This window comes from Paenibacillus sp. BJ-4 (assembly GCF_020404765.1).
Taxonomy (GTDB): domain Bacteria; phylum Bacillota; class Bacilli; order Paenibacillales; family Paenibacillaceae; genus Paenibacillus.
Genome location: NZ_JAIVEM010000005.1, coordinates 119,876 through 134,885, shown reverse-complemented (window position 1 = coordinate 134,885; position 15,010 = coordinate 119,876). Strand labels below are relative to the sequence as shown.

18 protein-coding genes are annotated in these 15,010 nt (G+C 46.9%); 1 reads left to right on the top strand and 17 read right to left on the bottom strand.

Features of this window, described 5'->3' with window-relative positions:
- Nucleotides 1-11: 11 nt before the first annotated feature.
- The 8 genes from LCF57_RS01175 to mtrB all read right to left on the bottom strand — a co-directional run bounded on the left by LCF57_RS01175 (nt 12) and on the right by mtrB (nt 5,935).
- Nucleotides 12-986, bottom strand: a complete 975-nt coding sequence (locus LCF57_RS01175; protein ID WP_225999081.1) for a polyprenyl synthetase family protein — start codon at nt 984-986, stop codon at nt 12-14.
- Nucleotides 983-1,849: a menaquinone biosynthetic enzyme MqnA/MqnD family protein gene (locus tag LCF57_RS01170; RefSeq protein WP_225999080.1), complete on the bottom strand. Its 867-nt coding sequence runs from the start codon at nt 1,847-1,849 to the stop codon at nt 983-985. The genes LCF57_RS01175 and LCF57_RS01170 overlap by 4 nt, the downstream gene beginning before the upstream one ends.
- Complete coding sequence (locus LCF57_RS01165) at nt 1,806-2,468, bottom strand: UbiX family flavin prenyltransferase (RefSeq protein ID WP_225999079.1); 663 nt, start codon at nt 2,466-2,468, stop codon at nt 1,806-1,808. Before LCF57_RS01165 ends, LCF57_RS01170 begins: the two co-directional genes overlap by 44 nt.
- On the bottom strand, nt 2,468-3,340 hold the full coding sequence (locus tag LCF57_RS01160) for a UbiA-like polyprenyltransferase (RefSeq protein ID WP_225999078.1): 873 nt from the start codon (nt 3,338-3,340) through the stop codon (nt 2,468-2,470). The genes LCF57_RS01165 and LCF57_RS01160 overlap by 1 nt, the downstream gene beginning before the upstream one ends.
- The gene (locus LCF57_RS01155; protein ID WP_225999077.1) at nt 3,333-4,061 is read right to left on the bottom strand and encodes a demethylmenaquinone methyltransferase; all 729 of its coding nucleotides are present in this window, start codon (nt 4,059-4,061) and stop codon (nt 3,333-3,335) included. The genes LCF57_RS01160 and LCF57_RS01155 overlap by 8 nt, the downstream gene beginning before the upstream one ends.
- A 9-nt stretch (nt 4,062-4,070) precedes the next feature.
- The gene (locus tag LCF57_RS01150; protein WP_225999076.1) at nt 4,071-4,940 is read right to left on the bottom strand and encodes a heptaprenyl diphosphate synthase component 1; all 870 of its coding nucleotides are present in this window, start codon (nt 4,938-4,940) and stop codon (nt 4,071-4,073) included.
- A gap of 114 nt (nt 4,941-5,054) precedes the next feature.
- Nucleotides 5,055-5,606: a hypothetical protein gene (locus LCF57_RS01145; protein ID WP_225999075.1), complete on the bottom strand. Its 552-nt coding sequence runs from the start codon at nt 5,604-5,606 to the stop codon at nt 5,055-5,057.
- Nucleotides 5,607-5,704: 98 nt separating this feature from the next.
- Nucleotides 5,705-5,935 carry a trp RNA-binding attenuation protein MtrB gene (gene mtrB / locus LCF57_RS01140; protein ID WP_013310730.1) on the bottom strand — a complete coding sequence of 77 codons (231 nt, stop codon included), beginning with the start codon at nt 5,933-5,935 and terminating at the stop codon, nt 5,705-5,707.
- Between the two features lie 69 nt (nt 5,936-6,004).
- On the opposite strand from mtrB, the gene LCF57_RS01135 reads away from it, so the two are divergent.
- Nucleotides 6,005-6,265 (top strand): hypothetical protein, encoded by a 261-nt coding sequence (locus tag LCF57_RS01135; protein WP_225999074.1) that lies wholly within the window; start codon nt 6,005-6,007, stop codon nt 6,263-6,265.
- An 87-nt stretch (nt 6,266-6,352) separates the two neighbouring features.
- Here the strand turns inward: LCF57_RS01135 and LCF57_RS01130 are convergent, their stop codons facing one another.
- The 9 genes from LCF57_RS01130 to LCF57_RS01090 form a co-directional block, all read right to left on the bottom strand.
- On the bottom strand, nt 6,353-6,625 hold the full coding sequence (locus LCF57_RS01130; protein ID WP_013310732.1) for an HU family DNA-binding protein: 273 nt from the start codon (nt 6,623-6,625) through the stop codon (nt 6,353-6,355).
- Nucleotides 6,626-6,872: 247 nt separating this feature from the next.
- Nucleotides 6,873-7,859: an ABC transporter permease gene (locus LCF57_RS01125; RefSeq protein WP_225999073.1), complete on the bottom strand. Its 987-nt coding sequence runs from the start codon at nt 7,857-7,859 to the stop codon at nt 6,873-6,875.
- Nucleotides 7,856-9,373 carry a sugar ABC transporter ATP-binding protein gene (locus LCF57_RS01120; protein ID WP_225999072.1) on the bottom strand — a complete coding sequence of 506 codons (1,518 nt, stop codon included), beginning with the start codon at nt 9,371-9,373 and terminating at the stop codon, nt 7,856-7,858. Before LCF57_RS01120 ends, LCF57_RS01125 begins: the two co-directional genes overlap by 4 nt.
- A 74-nt stretch (nt 9,374-9,447) precedes the next feature.
- On the bottom strand, nt 9,448-10,563 hold the full coding sequence (locus LCF57_RS01115) for a sugar ABC transporter substrate-binding protein (protein ID WP_225999071.1): 1,116 nt from the start codon (nt 10,561-10,563) through the stop codon (nt 9,448-9,450).
- Between the two features lie 701 nt (nt 10,564-11,264).
- Nucleotides 11,265-12,743, bottom strand: coding sequence for a stage IV sporulation protein A (spoIVA, locus tag LCF57_RS01110; protein WP_025720972.1), 1,479 nt, complete (start codon nt 12,741-12,743; stop codon nt 11,265-11,267).
- Nucleotides 12,744-12,756: 13 nt separating this feature from the next.
- On the bottom strand, nt 12,757-13,038 hold the full coding sequence (locus LCF57_RS01105) for a hypothetical protein (protein ID WP_225999070.1): 282 nt from the start codon (nt 13,036-13,038) through the stop codon (nt 12,757-12,759).
- A 197-nt stretch (nt 13,039-13,235) separates the two neighbouring features.
- Nucleotides 13,236-13,811 (bottom strand): histidine phosphatase family protein, encoded by a 576-nt coding sequence (locus LCF57_RS01100; protein ID WP_225999069.1) that lies wholly within the window; start codon nt 13,809-13,811, stop codon nt 13,236-13,238.
- A gap of 37 nt (nt 13,812-13,848) precedes the next feature.
- Complete coding sequence (locus tag LCF57_RS01095) at nt 13,849-14,199, bottom strand: 2Fe-2S iron-sulfur cluster-binding protein (RefSeq protein ID WP_225999068.1); 351 nt, start codon at nt 14,197-14,199, stop codon at nt 13,849-13,851.
- A gap of 40 nt (nt 14,200-14,239) precedes the next feature.
- Nucleotides 14,240-14,890: a hypothetical protein gene (locus tag LCF57_RS01090; protein WP_225999067.1), complete on the bottom strand. Its 651-nt coding sequence runs from the start codon at nt 14,888-14,890 to the stop codon at nt 14,240-14,242.
- Nucleotides 14,891-15,010 lie beyond the last annotated feature (120 nt).

Sequence of the window (15,010 nt, the reverse complement as noted above, 5' to 3'; positions counted from 1 at the left end):
AAAACACAACTTTAGTAGGAGCGGCGCGTCACAAAATGAGCAATATCGCGAAGCGTCTTTTTCGTTTTGACATCTGGCAGTAAGTCCAGCGCGTTCAGCGCTTTCTTAATATATCGGTCAGCGAGAATTTCCGCTTTAGTGATTCCTTCACTTTTTTTGATCATATCCACCGCTTTACGCGCATCACCTTGCCCATCCCCGTCCTGAATACGACCGATTTCAGCCAGTAGATCGTCACGCAGCTCAGGCTGCTTGAGCGCATAAATAACCGGAAGCGTAATATTCCCCTGCCTCATATCGCTGCCTGGCGGCTTGCCGATCTTTTTTTCCGTACCGCAGAGATCGAGCAAGTCATCCTGAATTTGAAAAGCCATGCCCACGTTATAGCCATAGCTGTACAACAGTGAATTGACTCTTTCGCGTGCCCCCGCAGTCATAGCGCCCAACTGGCAGCTAACCGCAATAAGCAATGCTGTTTTACGCCGTATGCGCAGCAAATAATTACGCACACTTTGATCCACATTAAAAAAATCGCGGATTTGTTCCATTTCACCAATGGACATCTGCACCAGCGCCTTCGACAGTACCCGGTGAATATCCGGACTCGGCAATTCGGCAACCATAGACAGCGCACGTGCATATATGTAGTCTCCCGTGTACATCGCCACCCGATTGTCCCATTTGGACTTGACGGTGGGTTGACCGCGTCTCATTTCGGCATCGTCAATCACGTCATCGTGAACGAGAGAGGCAGAATGAATCAATTCAAGCGGTACCGCTATGTGTTTGAGCTTGTTCAGATCGTATTCTCCAAACTTGCCTCCCAGCAATACAAACACTGGACGCAAACGTTTGCCTCCTGCCTTAAGCAGATGGAGCGATGTGTCATTAATCAACGGCTCCGTACTATCAATGCTGCGGTACAGTTCTTCCTCTATGAAGTTCATATCCTTCTTTAATAAACCGAACAAATCCAATCGTTTCATTCTTTCACCCGTGTCAGCGTATTGTCACTCCAGAGAAGCGGCTTCACTTGTCGGTCAAGCAGCCCCAGTTCATGCGCATACTGAAAATAAAGCTCTAAGCCTCTTTGTTGCTTCTCTCCAAAATCATAACACAGATTAGTAAAGTAGCGCTCCCAATAATCTCGCAGGCCACCAATTTCCTTGCAAGCCTCAGAGACAACAGAGGTCAAATCAGACAAACTGCGCTGCTTGCTTGCACGGAACGCAGTTGTAATTTCAGCTACTGCTTCGGGATTCTCAGCAGCAACAGCACGGCGTACAGCCCATACAGCAAAGGTCATGCTGTGTCCAGTCCAGCGTTTCCACTCTTCGCCCAGGTCCGTTACATGCAGATCTTCACTCCGCCAAGAAGCTTTGATCGCGTGATCTCCAATCAGTAGTCCTGCATCTGCCTGGTCCAGCATCAAATCTAGATCCGGTTCACAGTCAAAATAGGAGGGTTGACCTTCCCATGCCTTTTGCATCAAAATTTTAAGTAAATTCACGGATGTAGCAGACGTATTCGTCAATGCAATCGTTCCGTTTTTGATTTCGTTCAGCGGCTTGCGTGAAAACAGTAAAATAGATTGCACTGGACCGTCCGCACTAACGGATAAATCCGGCAGCAGCAGCATCTCCTCCGCGCCTGATGCATACGCAAAGGACGACATCGCACTGATATCCAAGCCCCCATTTAGCATACCGCGATTCAATTCAGCTGGGACTTTAGCAACCAGCTCCGCCGGATAAAGAAGCTCTGAACAATTAAAATAATGAAAAATTGGCCATGCGTTTGTATATTTAATTTTTCCGATTGTGATCATCTTGGTGTCTGGTGTTGGCATCGGAATCCCCCCATCTCGTAAACAGTTGATGTTCGATTCGCAAGCTGTCTAATACTTTGCCTACGAGGAACAATACAATATCATCCAGCGTCTTCGGATGAAAGTAAAAAGCCGGCATGGCCGGAATCATTTTGACGCCGAGTCTCGCAAGCTTAAGCATATTTTCCAAATGAATGGCATGAAGCGGTGTTTCACGAGGCACAAGGATCAGCGGACGCCCTTCCTTCATCATGACGTCCGCTGCACGCGCCATCAGATTATCGGACGAACCGTGTGCTACCGCAGACAACGTTCCCATGGAGCATGGCATAATAATCATTGCGTCCACCAGATAGGAGCCGCTCGCAATGGATGCTCCGATATCTGTGAATGGATGGTATACAAGAGAACCAGGACGGCCTCCGAATTGTTCATTCAAAGCCTCCTCCCGGTCAGTCACGTTCCAGTCCAATTCCTCTTTCAGCACCCTCCAGCCGGCATTGGAAACAATCAGGTGAACTGTGTATTTCAAGTCCAGCAGTGTCTCTACCAGTCGTACACCATAAATGCTTCCGCTCGCGCCTGTAATGCCGATAACGATTCGTTTGCCTTGATGGCTACTCACCTGATTAGAATTCATTAGTATTGACGCACCACCAAATCAATCAGTGTAAATGCAAATACGACCATGCTAAGCACACCGTTCATTGTAAAGAACGCCGTCTGCAAGCGGCTCATATCTTTTGGAGAAAGGATATAATGCTCATAAAATAAAATAATGTACGAAATAATCATACCTGCCAGATACCACCAGCTTAAATCTGCAATAAAGAAAAGCACAATAAATCCGATTGCCGTAATGACATGGAATGCCCGGGCGATGTTGAGTGCACCTGCTATACCAAAGCGGGCAGGAATGGAATAAACACCCTCGTTCTGGTCAAAATCAATGTCCTGACAAGCATAAATAATATCAAAGCCAGCCGTCCAAAATGCAATTGTGAGATACAATACAAGAGCAGTCAAATCCATTTGTCCCGTTACCGCAACCCACGCACCCAGCGGTGCCAAACCAATCGTTAGACCCAGAACAACATGACAAAGCCAAGTGAAACGCTTGGTATAAGAGTAAAAAACAAGCATAAAAAAGGCCAGCGGGAACAGCTTGAACGCCAGCGGACTTAGCTTGAATGATGCCCAGAATAACAACAACAAACTAACGATAATGAAAATAACCACTTCGCTCGATTTGAGCAGCCCTGCCGGGATCGCTCGTCCTGCTGTACGTGGATTTTTCCCATCAATGACACGGTCAATCATGCGATTGAAGCCAAAGGCCGCACTACGTGCGCCAACCATAGCCAGTAAAATCCAACCGATTTGCGGCCATGACGGGAGGTCGCCTGTCACGACAACCGACCCCAATACAGCCCCCATAAATGCAAATGGGAGCGCAAATAACGTATGTTCAATTTTAATCATTTCCAAAAAAATAGCAATTTTCTTAAACATGCTGACTCTCCTTGATTCCAATATGCAATGCTGCGATGCCTCCGGTAAGAGAATGAGCCTGTACATCCTTTAATCCGATTTCACGGAAGATGTCGGCCAGCTCATCCCTTCCTGGAAAAAGCGCCAACGAATCAGGGAGCCATTTGTATTGCTCATAACGTTTGGCGAACAATTTGCCGAGCATGGGCAAGATGTGTTGAAAATATGCGTAATAAATCCCCTTGAACGGCTGCCAAGTAGGCTTGGACAGTTCCAGACATACGACCTGCCCACCAGGTTTGACGACTCGTTGCATTTCCTGTAGCACACGGCGCAGATCAGGCACGTTGCGCAGACCGAAACCAATCGTCGCATAATCGAATGAATTGTCTTCAAAGGGCAGCTCCATCGCGTTGCCCCGAACAAGCTTGATTTGCTTTTCACGGGATTGTGATTGAATCTTGTGCTCACCTACATTAAGCATGTTCTGACTAAAATCCAGTCCCACGATGTGACCACTTTCACTTGCACGCGCCATCGCAAGCGTCCAGTCACATGTCCCACAGCAAAGATCAATTGCCGTATCCCCGTGATGCATGTTCATTTTTTTCATCGTAAATTTCCGCCAAGCCTTGTGTCTGCGAAAGCTCAGTATATCGTTCATCAAGTCGTATTTACCTGCTATACTTTCAAACACGCCATGAACGAATTGCTCTTTCGGCTTGGTGTCGCTTGTTCCCATGACGTTCACCTAACCTTCCCTCACAACCGGGTGCGGACTATTCAGCAGCTTCAGGAAAGGTTCCAGCATGCGTTCAAATTCCTCGATCCCCGTATTTTGATCATCAGACAGGATTTGCCGGATGTGCATAACAGCCGTACGAAGCTTGTCCAGTATCGCATCCTCGGCTTTGTATCTCTGAACAAGACTACGCCATGCTTCCGTATCAATATCACTCTCTGAAAGCAGCGCCTGCTCGCTCTGGTCCCCGTTATTGTAAACATGCCAGAACATATATCCGAAACGGGACTTGTCCGGTTCTGCTCGCTTGTCCCATTCCTCTACCAGCGTATCACAGAGGGCAAATTCGTGGAGAAGCTGCTCCCAAACATCCCGATCCTGTTCTGCCACAAGTGAAGTCAACGATAAAAAAAGCTCCTTTTTAAAACGAACCATCTGGGATAGATACTGAGCCGCATCCAGGCGGAGGTGCTTCATCTCCCAATACAGGCTCATCTTACCGGCATTGACCTCACATACGGCATCACTCAGCTTTGAAATGGTCGTGATGCGGCCTGCCAGTGCAAGCAGTTGATAAAAGCGGCTGCTAAAATAATCCCCAGCCAACACTTTCAGCTGTCTGGAACGCATCTCTTCCGGACTCCGAATTCCGGATAAAGTGTCGATCATGTCATGCGTATCCAGTCCCATCTGCAAAAGCGAGGTGACCAAAGCGTACAGCTCATCCTCGCTGGCATGCAGCTCCTGCATATTACGGTTCAAAAAAACAAATAGCAAACGGGTACGGCTGTCAGGAAAAGCCGGCATTTCCGTATGTTGTTGAATCATGTCGTATTCCACATATTTCCTTGCTAATTGGGGTACGCGATACGCTTTCATCCTAAGCCTCCGAGCCATGACTTTCTGGTGTATCAAATAATTGCAATGCCTTATATTATATCACAATTTAAAATGATTCGCGACTAAAGTACCGTAGGTCCAACGGCGAAACATCTAATCTGTATATACACCGTCAAACCTCTTTTGCCACATGGGTGTAACTGTGATGCGGAAACGGGATTTCAATTGCTCAGGTAATTCTGCGCCTTCCCGGCTTCTCAGCTGTTCCAGGGCTTCGTTCGTCCACTCATTCCGGCGTATATCGGATGCCAGCAGCAAATGGCGTTCACCCGACCACTCGTCCTGCGTGACCACACGGAACAGCAATTGCCGTACATTCGTCGTTCCGTAAAAGCTAAAGGCAACAAGCTCCGCCATATTTTGATAAATCTCCAGCGGCGCAGTTTCTTCCTTTGACAGCTTTACATCCAGGGTCAGGACTGAATGTTCCCAGCTTACGCTGGCAATCGGTGTTGTCAAGGGAAGCTCCTTGAGCGTATCCACCAGATTGTCATCGGTCAGCAGCACTCGCTGCTGAGGCGATATCGCCGCCTGGGTCTCACGGACAGCTGCGGTTCCCGAATCGAGCGCCTGTAAGGACGGCAGCAATACAGCTGCCGCAGCGGTTATGAGAATCGAGCTGCCGAGTACAATCCAAGGTTTCATCCGAGCCTCCCCTGACCCCTACCCCATAATGTGGGCTTGCTATGGTAAAGGTCCTCACTCTCATTGTACAACAAAAAAAAGCAGGCTATGCCTGCATTTTAATCCTCTGTATCCACAACTCCGTGTTTGGTCATAACTACGGCTTTACCGCGAATTTTAATAGCAGAGGTATGATCCGTAAACTGGACGATTAGCACCTCGCCCTTGTCCAGTTTTTCTGAATGATGCAAGCGTGTATCTTGACCTCTGGTCAGACCAAAAACCTGACACCCGTTGCTTTTTGCTTTAATTACGACGTACTCACTGCTACCCGTCACGTTATCTTCCATTTCTTTTCCCCCCTGAGAGCCGAAGCTATACTTTTTATGATGGAGATTTGAGCTTGTTTTGTCAACCACATGCTTCCGACGTTACCTGCAACAATTAGCGTTTCGCGAGCCATACTATCCGTGCAGCCTCATATGTTTACGAAAGGAGCCAATCTGATGAAAAACTATCATCCCGCCAATCTCAGTCCTGCCCAAATCGAGCGACTCCAACAGCTGGAGCATGAATTCGCCGAGCTGACAGGTGAACCACTGATCCTGATCGCTTATGCCTCGCGGAACGGCAAGACAGCTTCCTCTTCTTCTGTCCAAAGTACCTCTACTCTAGAGTAAATCTATCCCGTAGTAAACAGGACAAAAAGAAAAGGCCGTGAATCAAATTCACGGTCTTTCCAGCGCAATGGGAATATGTAAGAAATCTTATTTAATTCCGTCCTTGAGCGCTTTACCCGGTTTAAATGCCGGAATTTTGCTCGCAGGGATTTCGATTTCTTCTCCTGTTTGCGGGTTACGTCCTTTGCGTGCGGAACGTTCACGAACCTCAAAGTTTCCGAAACCTACCAGTTGTACCTTATCTCCGCTTTGCAGCGCTCCGGAGATCGCCTCAAAAACAGCGTCAATGGCTTTGGTTACGTCCTTTTTGGACAATTCAGTGCTTTCAGAAACCTGATTGATCAAATCCGTTTTATTCATAATATTCACCTCCTAATTCAAGTGTAGTCCAGCATTAAGGTTATCGGTGCTGTAGACCGATACGAAGTCGCCTGTATAAAATAACCCGGGCGGCATGCTGCCTTCCATAATGTTATCATCTGTTTCCGTTTCGTCGTTAAATATACATAGAATATACCTAACCTCCGCAATATAGGCCGAAACTGGCGTTATATGGCACCCTTCTTGCGTGGAACAAGGTTTATAGTAATACAGTCCACAGACAATTTCAAGTACGGCGACGGTTTAACACGTAAAAAGTAACAGCCAGCGCAAGCACCAGCACTACGCCCTTGACGATATCATGAGCGAAATATTGTACATTCATCATCGTCAGTCCATTAACCAGCACCCCGATCAGCACCGCGCCAATAAAAGTACCGATGACATTGGGTTTACCCGCTCCAAAGACCGAAAAACCAACGAAAACTGCAGCAACTGCCTCCATAAGTAATGGAGAGCCTGCGTCAATTTGTCCCGATCCTACACGGGAAGCATACAATATACCGCCTATCGCCGCAAATACGCCCGAAGCCACATAGGCTAGTGTGCGGACTTTTTTTACCCGTATGCCCGACAAACGAGCGGCTTCCTTATTGCCTCCAGTAACATACATTTGACGCCCATGCTTTGTGTAAGTCAGGAAAGTATGCACCGCCGCTACGGCCAACAGCAGCAAAATAACTGAAATTGGGATACCCAGCCATTTACCTTGCCCCAACAGAAGAAATGCAGAAGATATCTCTCCTGGAGCCTTGCTGCCATCAGGAAACTGCATATGATTATAAATGGTGTAGCCTTGTGCGTACGTTTTATGAATCCCACTTACAATATACATGATTGCGAGGGTTGCCAGCAAATCGGGAATACGTAGTTTAATGATCAGCAATGAATTTAATAGTCCAACCAAAGCTCCGACAGCCAAAGATACGATAATGACCACCGCAACAGGCTGCTCATACCAGACCATCAACGAAGCTGAAACTACTGTCGTCAAAGATACCGTAGCTCCAACCGACAGGTCAAAACCGTCCACGATCAGTGACAACGTCACACCAATAGCGACGAAAGTTACGATAGCAATCGAACCAAGAATGTCCATTAAGTTATCGTACGTCCAGAAATAAGGTAATGTAGCTGAAAAAAAAGCCAGCACACCAATAATCACAACGATAGCCCCGTAACGAAATGAGACGTTTAACCATTTTTCCTTCATGAATGCACCTCTTCACCGCCGCTAGCATATAACAGAAGTTGTTCCTGTTCCACTTCGCCCCGCGCAAATTCCTTAATTATTTTGCCATCATACATCACTGCAATCCGATCACCAATGCCGATCCCCTCAGCAAATTCACAGGTGAGATAAATGATCGCTTTTCCTTGTGCCGCCAGTTCACCAATGATACGGAAAATATCACTTTTTGCCCCGATATCCACACCTTTGGTCGGCTCGTCAAAAACAAACACATCCGCTCCGGAATACAGCCATTTTCCAATCGCTACCTTTTGCTGATTCCCGCCGCTCAAATGTTTAACATTTTGGCGCAGAGATGGTGTCTTAATGCCAAGAGATGCGACGACCTTATTACCGTTAGCACGTTCTTTGGGGCGACTGATGAAACCAAGAACACTCAGCTTTCCCAAGAGCGGGAGACTAAGGTTTCGTTCGACGTTCTCCTCTATCAGTACACCCTGCTTCCGGCGTTCCTCGGGTATAGACACAATCCCTTGCACTACCGCATCCGCAGGCTCTCTCAAACGAATGGAGCGGCCTTTAAAGACCAGTTCACCCTTATCGGGCTTGTCTGCCCCTGTAAGAAGCCGTGACAGCTCCGTCTTGCCAGCACCGACTAATCCCACAATAGACAAAATTTCTCCACGTCTGACCTGCAAATCAACGCCATGAACTCGTAAACCCTTGCAAAGCCCTCTCGCTTCCAGGATCGTTTCCCCAATAGCAACCTCTGTTTTTGGAAACTCTTCTTCAAATGTTTTCCCAAGCATATGCGTAACAATCTCGCCTACACTTAAATCAGAGGCAGACCCCGTGAACACACGCTCACCGTCACGCATCACCGTAACACGGTCACTATGCTCAATGACCTCCGGCAGCCGATGTGTGATAAGGATGCATGCAACCCCCTCGTCCTTGAGGGTATGGATCGTACGGAACAAGCGACGCGTTTCTTCCTCGCTGAGCGGCGCTGTAGGCTCATCAAAAATGATCGTCTTTGCTTGCTGTGTCAAAATACGTGCGATAAGTACAAGCTGCTTTTCTGCCAATGTTAATTCAGACACGTATTGCCTTACATCAATATCAGTCTCCAGCCGTGCCAAGGCCTCACGCGCTCGTCTGCGCATAGAACCCGGCGCGGTCCACCATCGTCCTTCAGGTGCTGACAAATCGTCTAAAATAATGTTCTCAGCGACGCTTAACTGAGGCACAAGCGCCGAATCGACCTCCTGATACACACAGTGAATCCCGGCTCTTTTGGCCTCCCACGGTGAGCTAATGCTCAGTTCCTTGCCACCGGCTACGATGGCTCCCTGATCGGAACGATATGCGCCGGACAAAATTTTCGTCAACGTGCTTTTGCCTGCCCCGTTAGCACCCAACAGAGCATGAATTTCGCCGCCATGCACTGTGAAATCCACGGCTCGCAGGGCGTCCACACCAGCAAAGCGCTTGCTGATTTTCTTCATCTCCAGTGTATATACTTGTGAACTCATTCCTCATAGTAACCCCCTCACGCCTGCTTATGATAAAAGCGCGCCGAAGCGCGCCTCTGCATGATGCATACATTTTATTTGGACGTTTCATATTCCTTCATCCAATCCTTATAGCCTTGCTCGCTTTGGCCCCATCCCTTCACATATTGAGACAGCTCGGATGTAGAAATTTGCTTATCTGGCAGCGCTTCGCGTTGCACATAAACAGCCTTCAACACCACCTTCTCCTCCGGGTTATCTCCATGCAGCTTCTGATATGCATAGCGCACTTGTACGCGCCCGATATCTGTTGGATCTACGGCTGCCGAAGCCACCCAAGGGTTTTTCGGGTCCTGAATCATTTGCAAGTCCTCGTCGCTCATATCAATGCCATAGACTTTAATTTCCGTACGTCCCGCTTGTTGGATGGCACGGGCTGCACCCTTGGCGAATTCATCCCAGGCGGCCCAGACAGCTGTAATTTCGCCCTTGGGATATTGTTTCAACACAGCCTCCATCTTCGCTTGTGTATCTAAAGCAGGATTCTGTGCAGAACCAAAAGTCGCAATTTCTTTTATATCCGGATTAGATTTCAAAAATGCACCGTAAGCAACCTGACGACGTTCCATCGGTGCAAATCCGGCAACCCATACTTTTACGATGTTGCCTTTACCATCAATATCCTTTTTCATTTGCTCCAACGTCAGCTCAGCCATGCTTTGATCATCCTGTGAGAGCACTACCGCACCCGGAACGTTAACGTCTGCATCGAACACGATAACCGGAATATTGCGAGAGATTGCTTTTTTCAGTCCTGTCTCCAGCAGCGCATCACCATGATCGGTTAAAATCACATCAAACTGCTGGTTAATCGCGCTATCAAGCAAGGAAGCCATTTTAGCCTTATCGTTATCTGCTACAAACTTAGTCAGTGTTCCGCCAAATTTCTTAACTTCCTCTTCCACACCTTGAACATACTGCTGCGAGAATGTGCCCGTGTTAAACTCCATGATCAGCGCAACACGTTTACCTTTCAGATTTAAACTATCTGTTTTTCCGTCTGCTGTATTCGATCCCGCAGTGCTTGTCCCTTGAGTGCCGCTCTCTGTTTTCGGCGCGCCACATGCAGTGACCAGCAGAACCAGCACCAGCAGCATGATCGCCCCCAGCCCTAGCTTTTTGTTTCTTTGGAGCTCTTTTTGGATATTCATGATTTTATTTCCCCCTCGTGCAATCCACAAAATGATTCAAATTTGATACTTAATATATCGCGTTAAACCAAGTATGTAAATAGGTTTTGTGAAGATAAAAATATTTTCTGAGTTTATATTACAAAATACGACAATTTTATAAAAAAATAACGTAGATGTTCCGAGAAAATAAAGTATTAGCCAGCCTGTTTAGAGCCCTTCTTTCCCCAACTCAAAACAGAAACAACCGTAAGTATTGGAATAAGCAGCCAAAGGATTTGACAAACGAAGTTGAGCAATCAAGAACCATTTTGGCCAGAATGGAAATGGAAACCTCAGGTGAGTTAGTTCCCATTCGTTACAAGCAAATTCATCTTTCTGTATGCAACCGCATATTTCCTAGAGTTGAAGTATTCTTGCCGGGTGACGATTCTGCACACAAAGTATTTGAATACTTGGGGTGTCCTGTCGAGTGTCAGAACTACGCTGTCAATCAATAGTCAGTCAAATCGCTGCATGATCGATCCAGAAGAAAAATCGTTTATTGCAGATTTAATTACAAGTGTATCGTCGCAATAGAAACTACATCCCGTTTACGAGAAATGTTCGTTCAATAAAACAGCGGCAGCCTAGGACTTTATTTCTCGTCCGTAGCTGCCGCTGTTTCGTTTTGTGAGTTAGTCTAATACTTTATTTACTTGCACTTTTTCATTGGATTACGCTTAAAGAATAATAGCAATGAGACCACCGGAGCCTTCATTAATGATACGACCCAGCGTTTCCTGCAGCTTGTAGCGTGCATTGTCTGGCATCATGGCAATCTTGCCCTGAATCCCTTCACGAACAATGGAATGCAGCGAACGTCCGAAAATGTCTGACTCCCAAATTTTGATCGGATCATTTTCAAAGTCCTGCATCAGATAGCGCACAAGCTCCTCACTTTGCTTCTCTGTCCCGATAATCGGAGCAAATTCCGATTCTACATCGACACGGATCATGTGAATGGAAGGCGCAGTTGCCTTAAGGCGCACCCCAAACCTCGTACCCTGACGAATCAACTGCGGTTCGTCTAACGCCATCTCGGCCAACGACGGCGCGGCTATGCCGTATCCCGTTGTCTTGACCATTTCTAGTGCCTCAGCGAAGCGGTCATATTCCCGTTTGGCATGGGCAAAATCCTGCATCATTTGCAGCAAATGATCTTTGCCGCGAATCTCCACCCCTACAACCTCAACCAAAATCTGATCGTACAGCTCATCCGGCGCATACAAGTCAATTTCAGCTACACCCTGCCCCATATTCATCCCGCTCAATCCGGCTCTGTCGATGAATTCATATTCCATAAACTGGCCGACCACCCGATCTACATCACGCAGGCGTCGGATATCTTTAACCGTATCGCGAACGGAATTTTCATAATTGCTACGCAGCCAGTGATCTTCGTTCAGTACCATGACCCAGCTCGGCAGATTCACATTCACCTCATGCACCGGAAATTCATACAATACTTCGCGAAGCACGCCTGTAACATCATCTTCCGTCATCGTCGCTGCGCTGAGTGTCATGACCGGAATATCATACTTGGCAGCCAGCTCACTGCGAAGCTGGAGTGTTTCATCACTACGCGGATGCGTGGAGTTAATGACGAGCACGAATGGCTTGCCAACTTCCTTCAACTCCTCAATGACACGTTCCTCTGATTCCACGTAAGAACTGCGCGGAATTTCAGCAATCGTGCCGTCTGTCGTAACCACAACACCAAGCGTCGAATGCTCTTGAATAACTTTTCGTGTACCAATTTCCGCCGCTTCCTGAAATGGAATCGGCTCTTCAAACCAGGGTGTAGAGATCATCCTTGGGCCATTTTCATCCTCGTAACCCTTCGCTCCTTCTACTGCGTATCCTACACAGTCAACTAGACGTACATTCACATCCAGTCCTTCCGTTACTTTGATCTGGACGGCATTATTCGGTACGAATTTAGGCTCCGTCGTCATGATCGTCTTGCCTGCTGCACTTTGCGGCAGCTCATCTACGGCGCGGGCACGATCCGCCTCACTTGTAATGTTGGGCAGAACAATCGTCTCCATAAACCGTTTAATAAACGTTGATTTTCCTGTTCGTACTGCGCCAACGACCCCAAGATAAATATCTCCTCCGGTGCGTTCGGCAATGTCTTTAAAAATGTCCACTTTCTCCAATGAAATCCCCTCCTCAAAAGTCTCCGAAGGAAAAATGCTTAAAGAGCATCCGCTTCGTGTTCAACCAACTGCTTGATCCCAGATGCGGCAGAACAGCCTTTAAAATGCCCGGAAGTCGTCCGCCGCCGAGATTCAGGAGACTGATGGAATCGGCGAAACGGCGTAAACTCGTACATGCATTTGGACTGATACCATCATATGTATCCCTTCCGTAAAATATGTTCATTTTTTTGAAAAAATAGAGTAGGTCACGGCCATCACTGCAAAACAATATTTTACGTTTGGGTCCACTCATCTAATATATGCGTAGAGGGGTTTCCCCATGACTTCGGCGCCAGACTTCATATAAAAAAGGACGTTCTCCTGACTGACCGTTTTATAGTCGTCGGATAACATCCTTTGTTGTTTATTTTTTAGCAAAGTATAACCCGCCGTAAATTGATGGGCTTATGTTCGGTATTTACTATCGTTTCCGCTAGTTTAAAATTGTTGTTAATTGACGCTCCATAATCTTTTAACTTCTACTAATTCTTGACCATTAAATTCCATTTTATATATATCCGGCTTAGATGTATGTAGCAGAAAATCCAAATCGTACTGACTATCGTAATATCCCATCATTAAAGTCATTACGGCTCCATGTGTGCCAATTGCTATTTTCTGTCCTTGATATGTCTTTAATAATTCTTTTAGGACCTTTATTGCTCGGTTCTGACAATCCGCATTAGACTCCCCACCCGACAAAGTAAAGTTTGGATCAGAAAATGACCGATTCAGTAAAGGCATTAATTCACTATCAGGCATTCGGATATCATCTGCGGAAAAATTTCTTTCTTTAAGATCTTCAAAAATTAAAATTTCTTTTCCTAAACATTGTGCTAACTCCCGAATAGTTAGGATTGCTCGTTGATATGGACTTGATACAAAAACTTCGATCCCCTCAGTTTTCAATAACTCAGTTATTCGATTCGTATCCACTTTTCCTTTATCTGTAAGCCCCCTTGTTCTTTCATTCCCTTCTGTCTTTGGTGATTCACCATGCCTTACCATGTAAATATAAGTTTTCATCATAGCCCCCAAAGAAAAAAATATTTTTCATTTGACATTACCACAGTTCGTCATCCATCGCTTGGCGCTCAAGTTGCCGCCTGACAGCAGCCTTAAGTTTATCCTCCGGTATCGTCACCTCTACATCACCTTGAGCACGAGCCTGACAGGACAATCGTATGCCTTCTTCCAGTAAAGGTCCCAGCTTACGCTGCTCTGCATCATTGGGACGACCTGCTAATGCAGCCCATTCCGGTGATATATGTACCTTACACATGAGGCAGGCCGCTTTCCCGTCACAGCGAGTGGGAATATATACACCTGCTTTACGGGCAGCCTGGAGCAATGTTGTACCCTGACCGACTTGTACACGCCTGCCTGACGGCTTGAACGTAATCTGCACATTCATGAACAGTCCTCCCTTGTCTTTCCTCTTAACACACACGAAGCTATTTATCATGTCCCATCCGAATTATGGAATGCAACTCCGGCCAAGGCAAAAGCTCTACCAGCTTGTCTAACTGCTCCTCTGCCCAAATGTTACTGATCAGCAGTTGCTTGAGTATCACGAGATGACGCTGTGGATCACGCTTCATGACCTCTGCAATCGCTCTATATCGGTCAGGGCGATTTCGCAACAGATTAAACAGCAACTCGTGACTAAGTGGCATCAGATGTAGTGAAGCACGCCCCAAATTAAGCTGGATTCCCGCCGACCAAAGGAGCCGCTCGACCTCCAAGCGGTATAAGGCACCGTCACAGAGCACCTCGAATCCCCCCACCAGCTCAACTGGAAATCCCTCCAGCTCATAATGGCTTAGCAATGAAACGTACGAGCCGCTGCGGTCAACCTGCTGTCGATCTATATTTACACCCGGGGGGTGCGCATGAAGCTGCTTTGCTGCTTGAATATCCGCATAAATATCAATGTCCCGAGGCAGGCGATCCAGCTCAACTCCCTGCACCAGTAGTGAACAGCTTCCTCCCAGCATCCACGGAACCGACACCGTTGACCAACGCTCAGCCAAGCTACTCAGCGCAGCTGTCAAATCGTGAGGCAGCCTGTTTAATAGCGCCGATGATATAGCCTCCTTCAACATTGTTTCCTCCTTACTGTCTTTCAACCCGTTTCCTATTGGGCATCATTATATCATGTTCAGCATGGTAGTTCGATATTTTGTGCAGTGAAGAGAAGGTGAAACCTGCTTCATTATATAAAA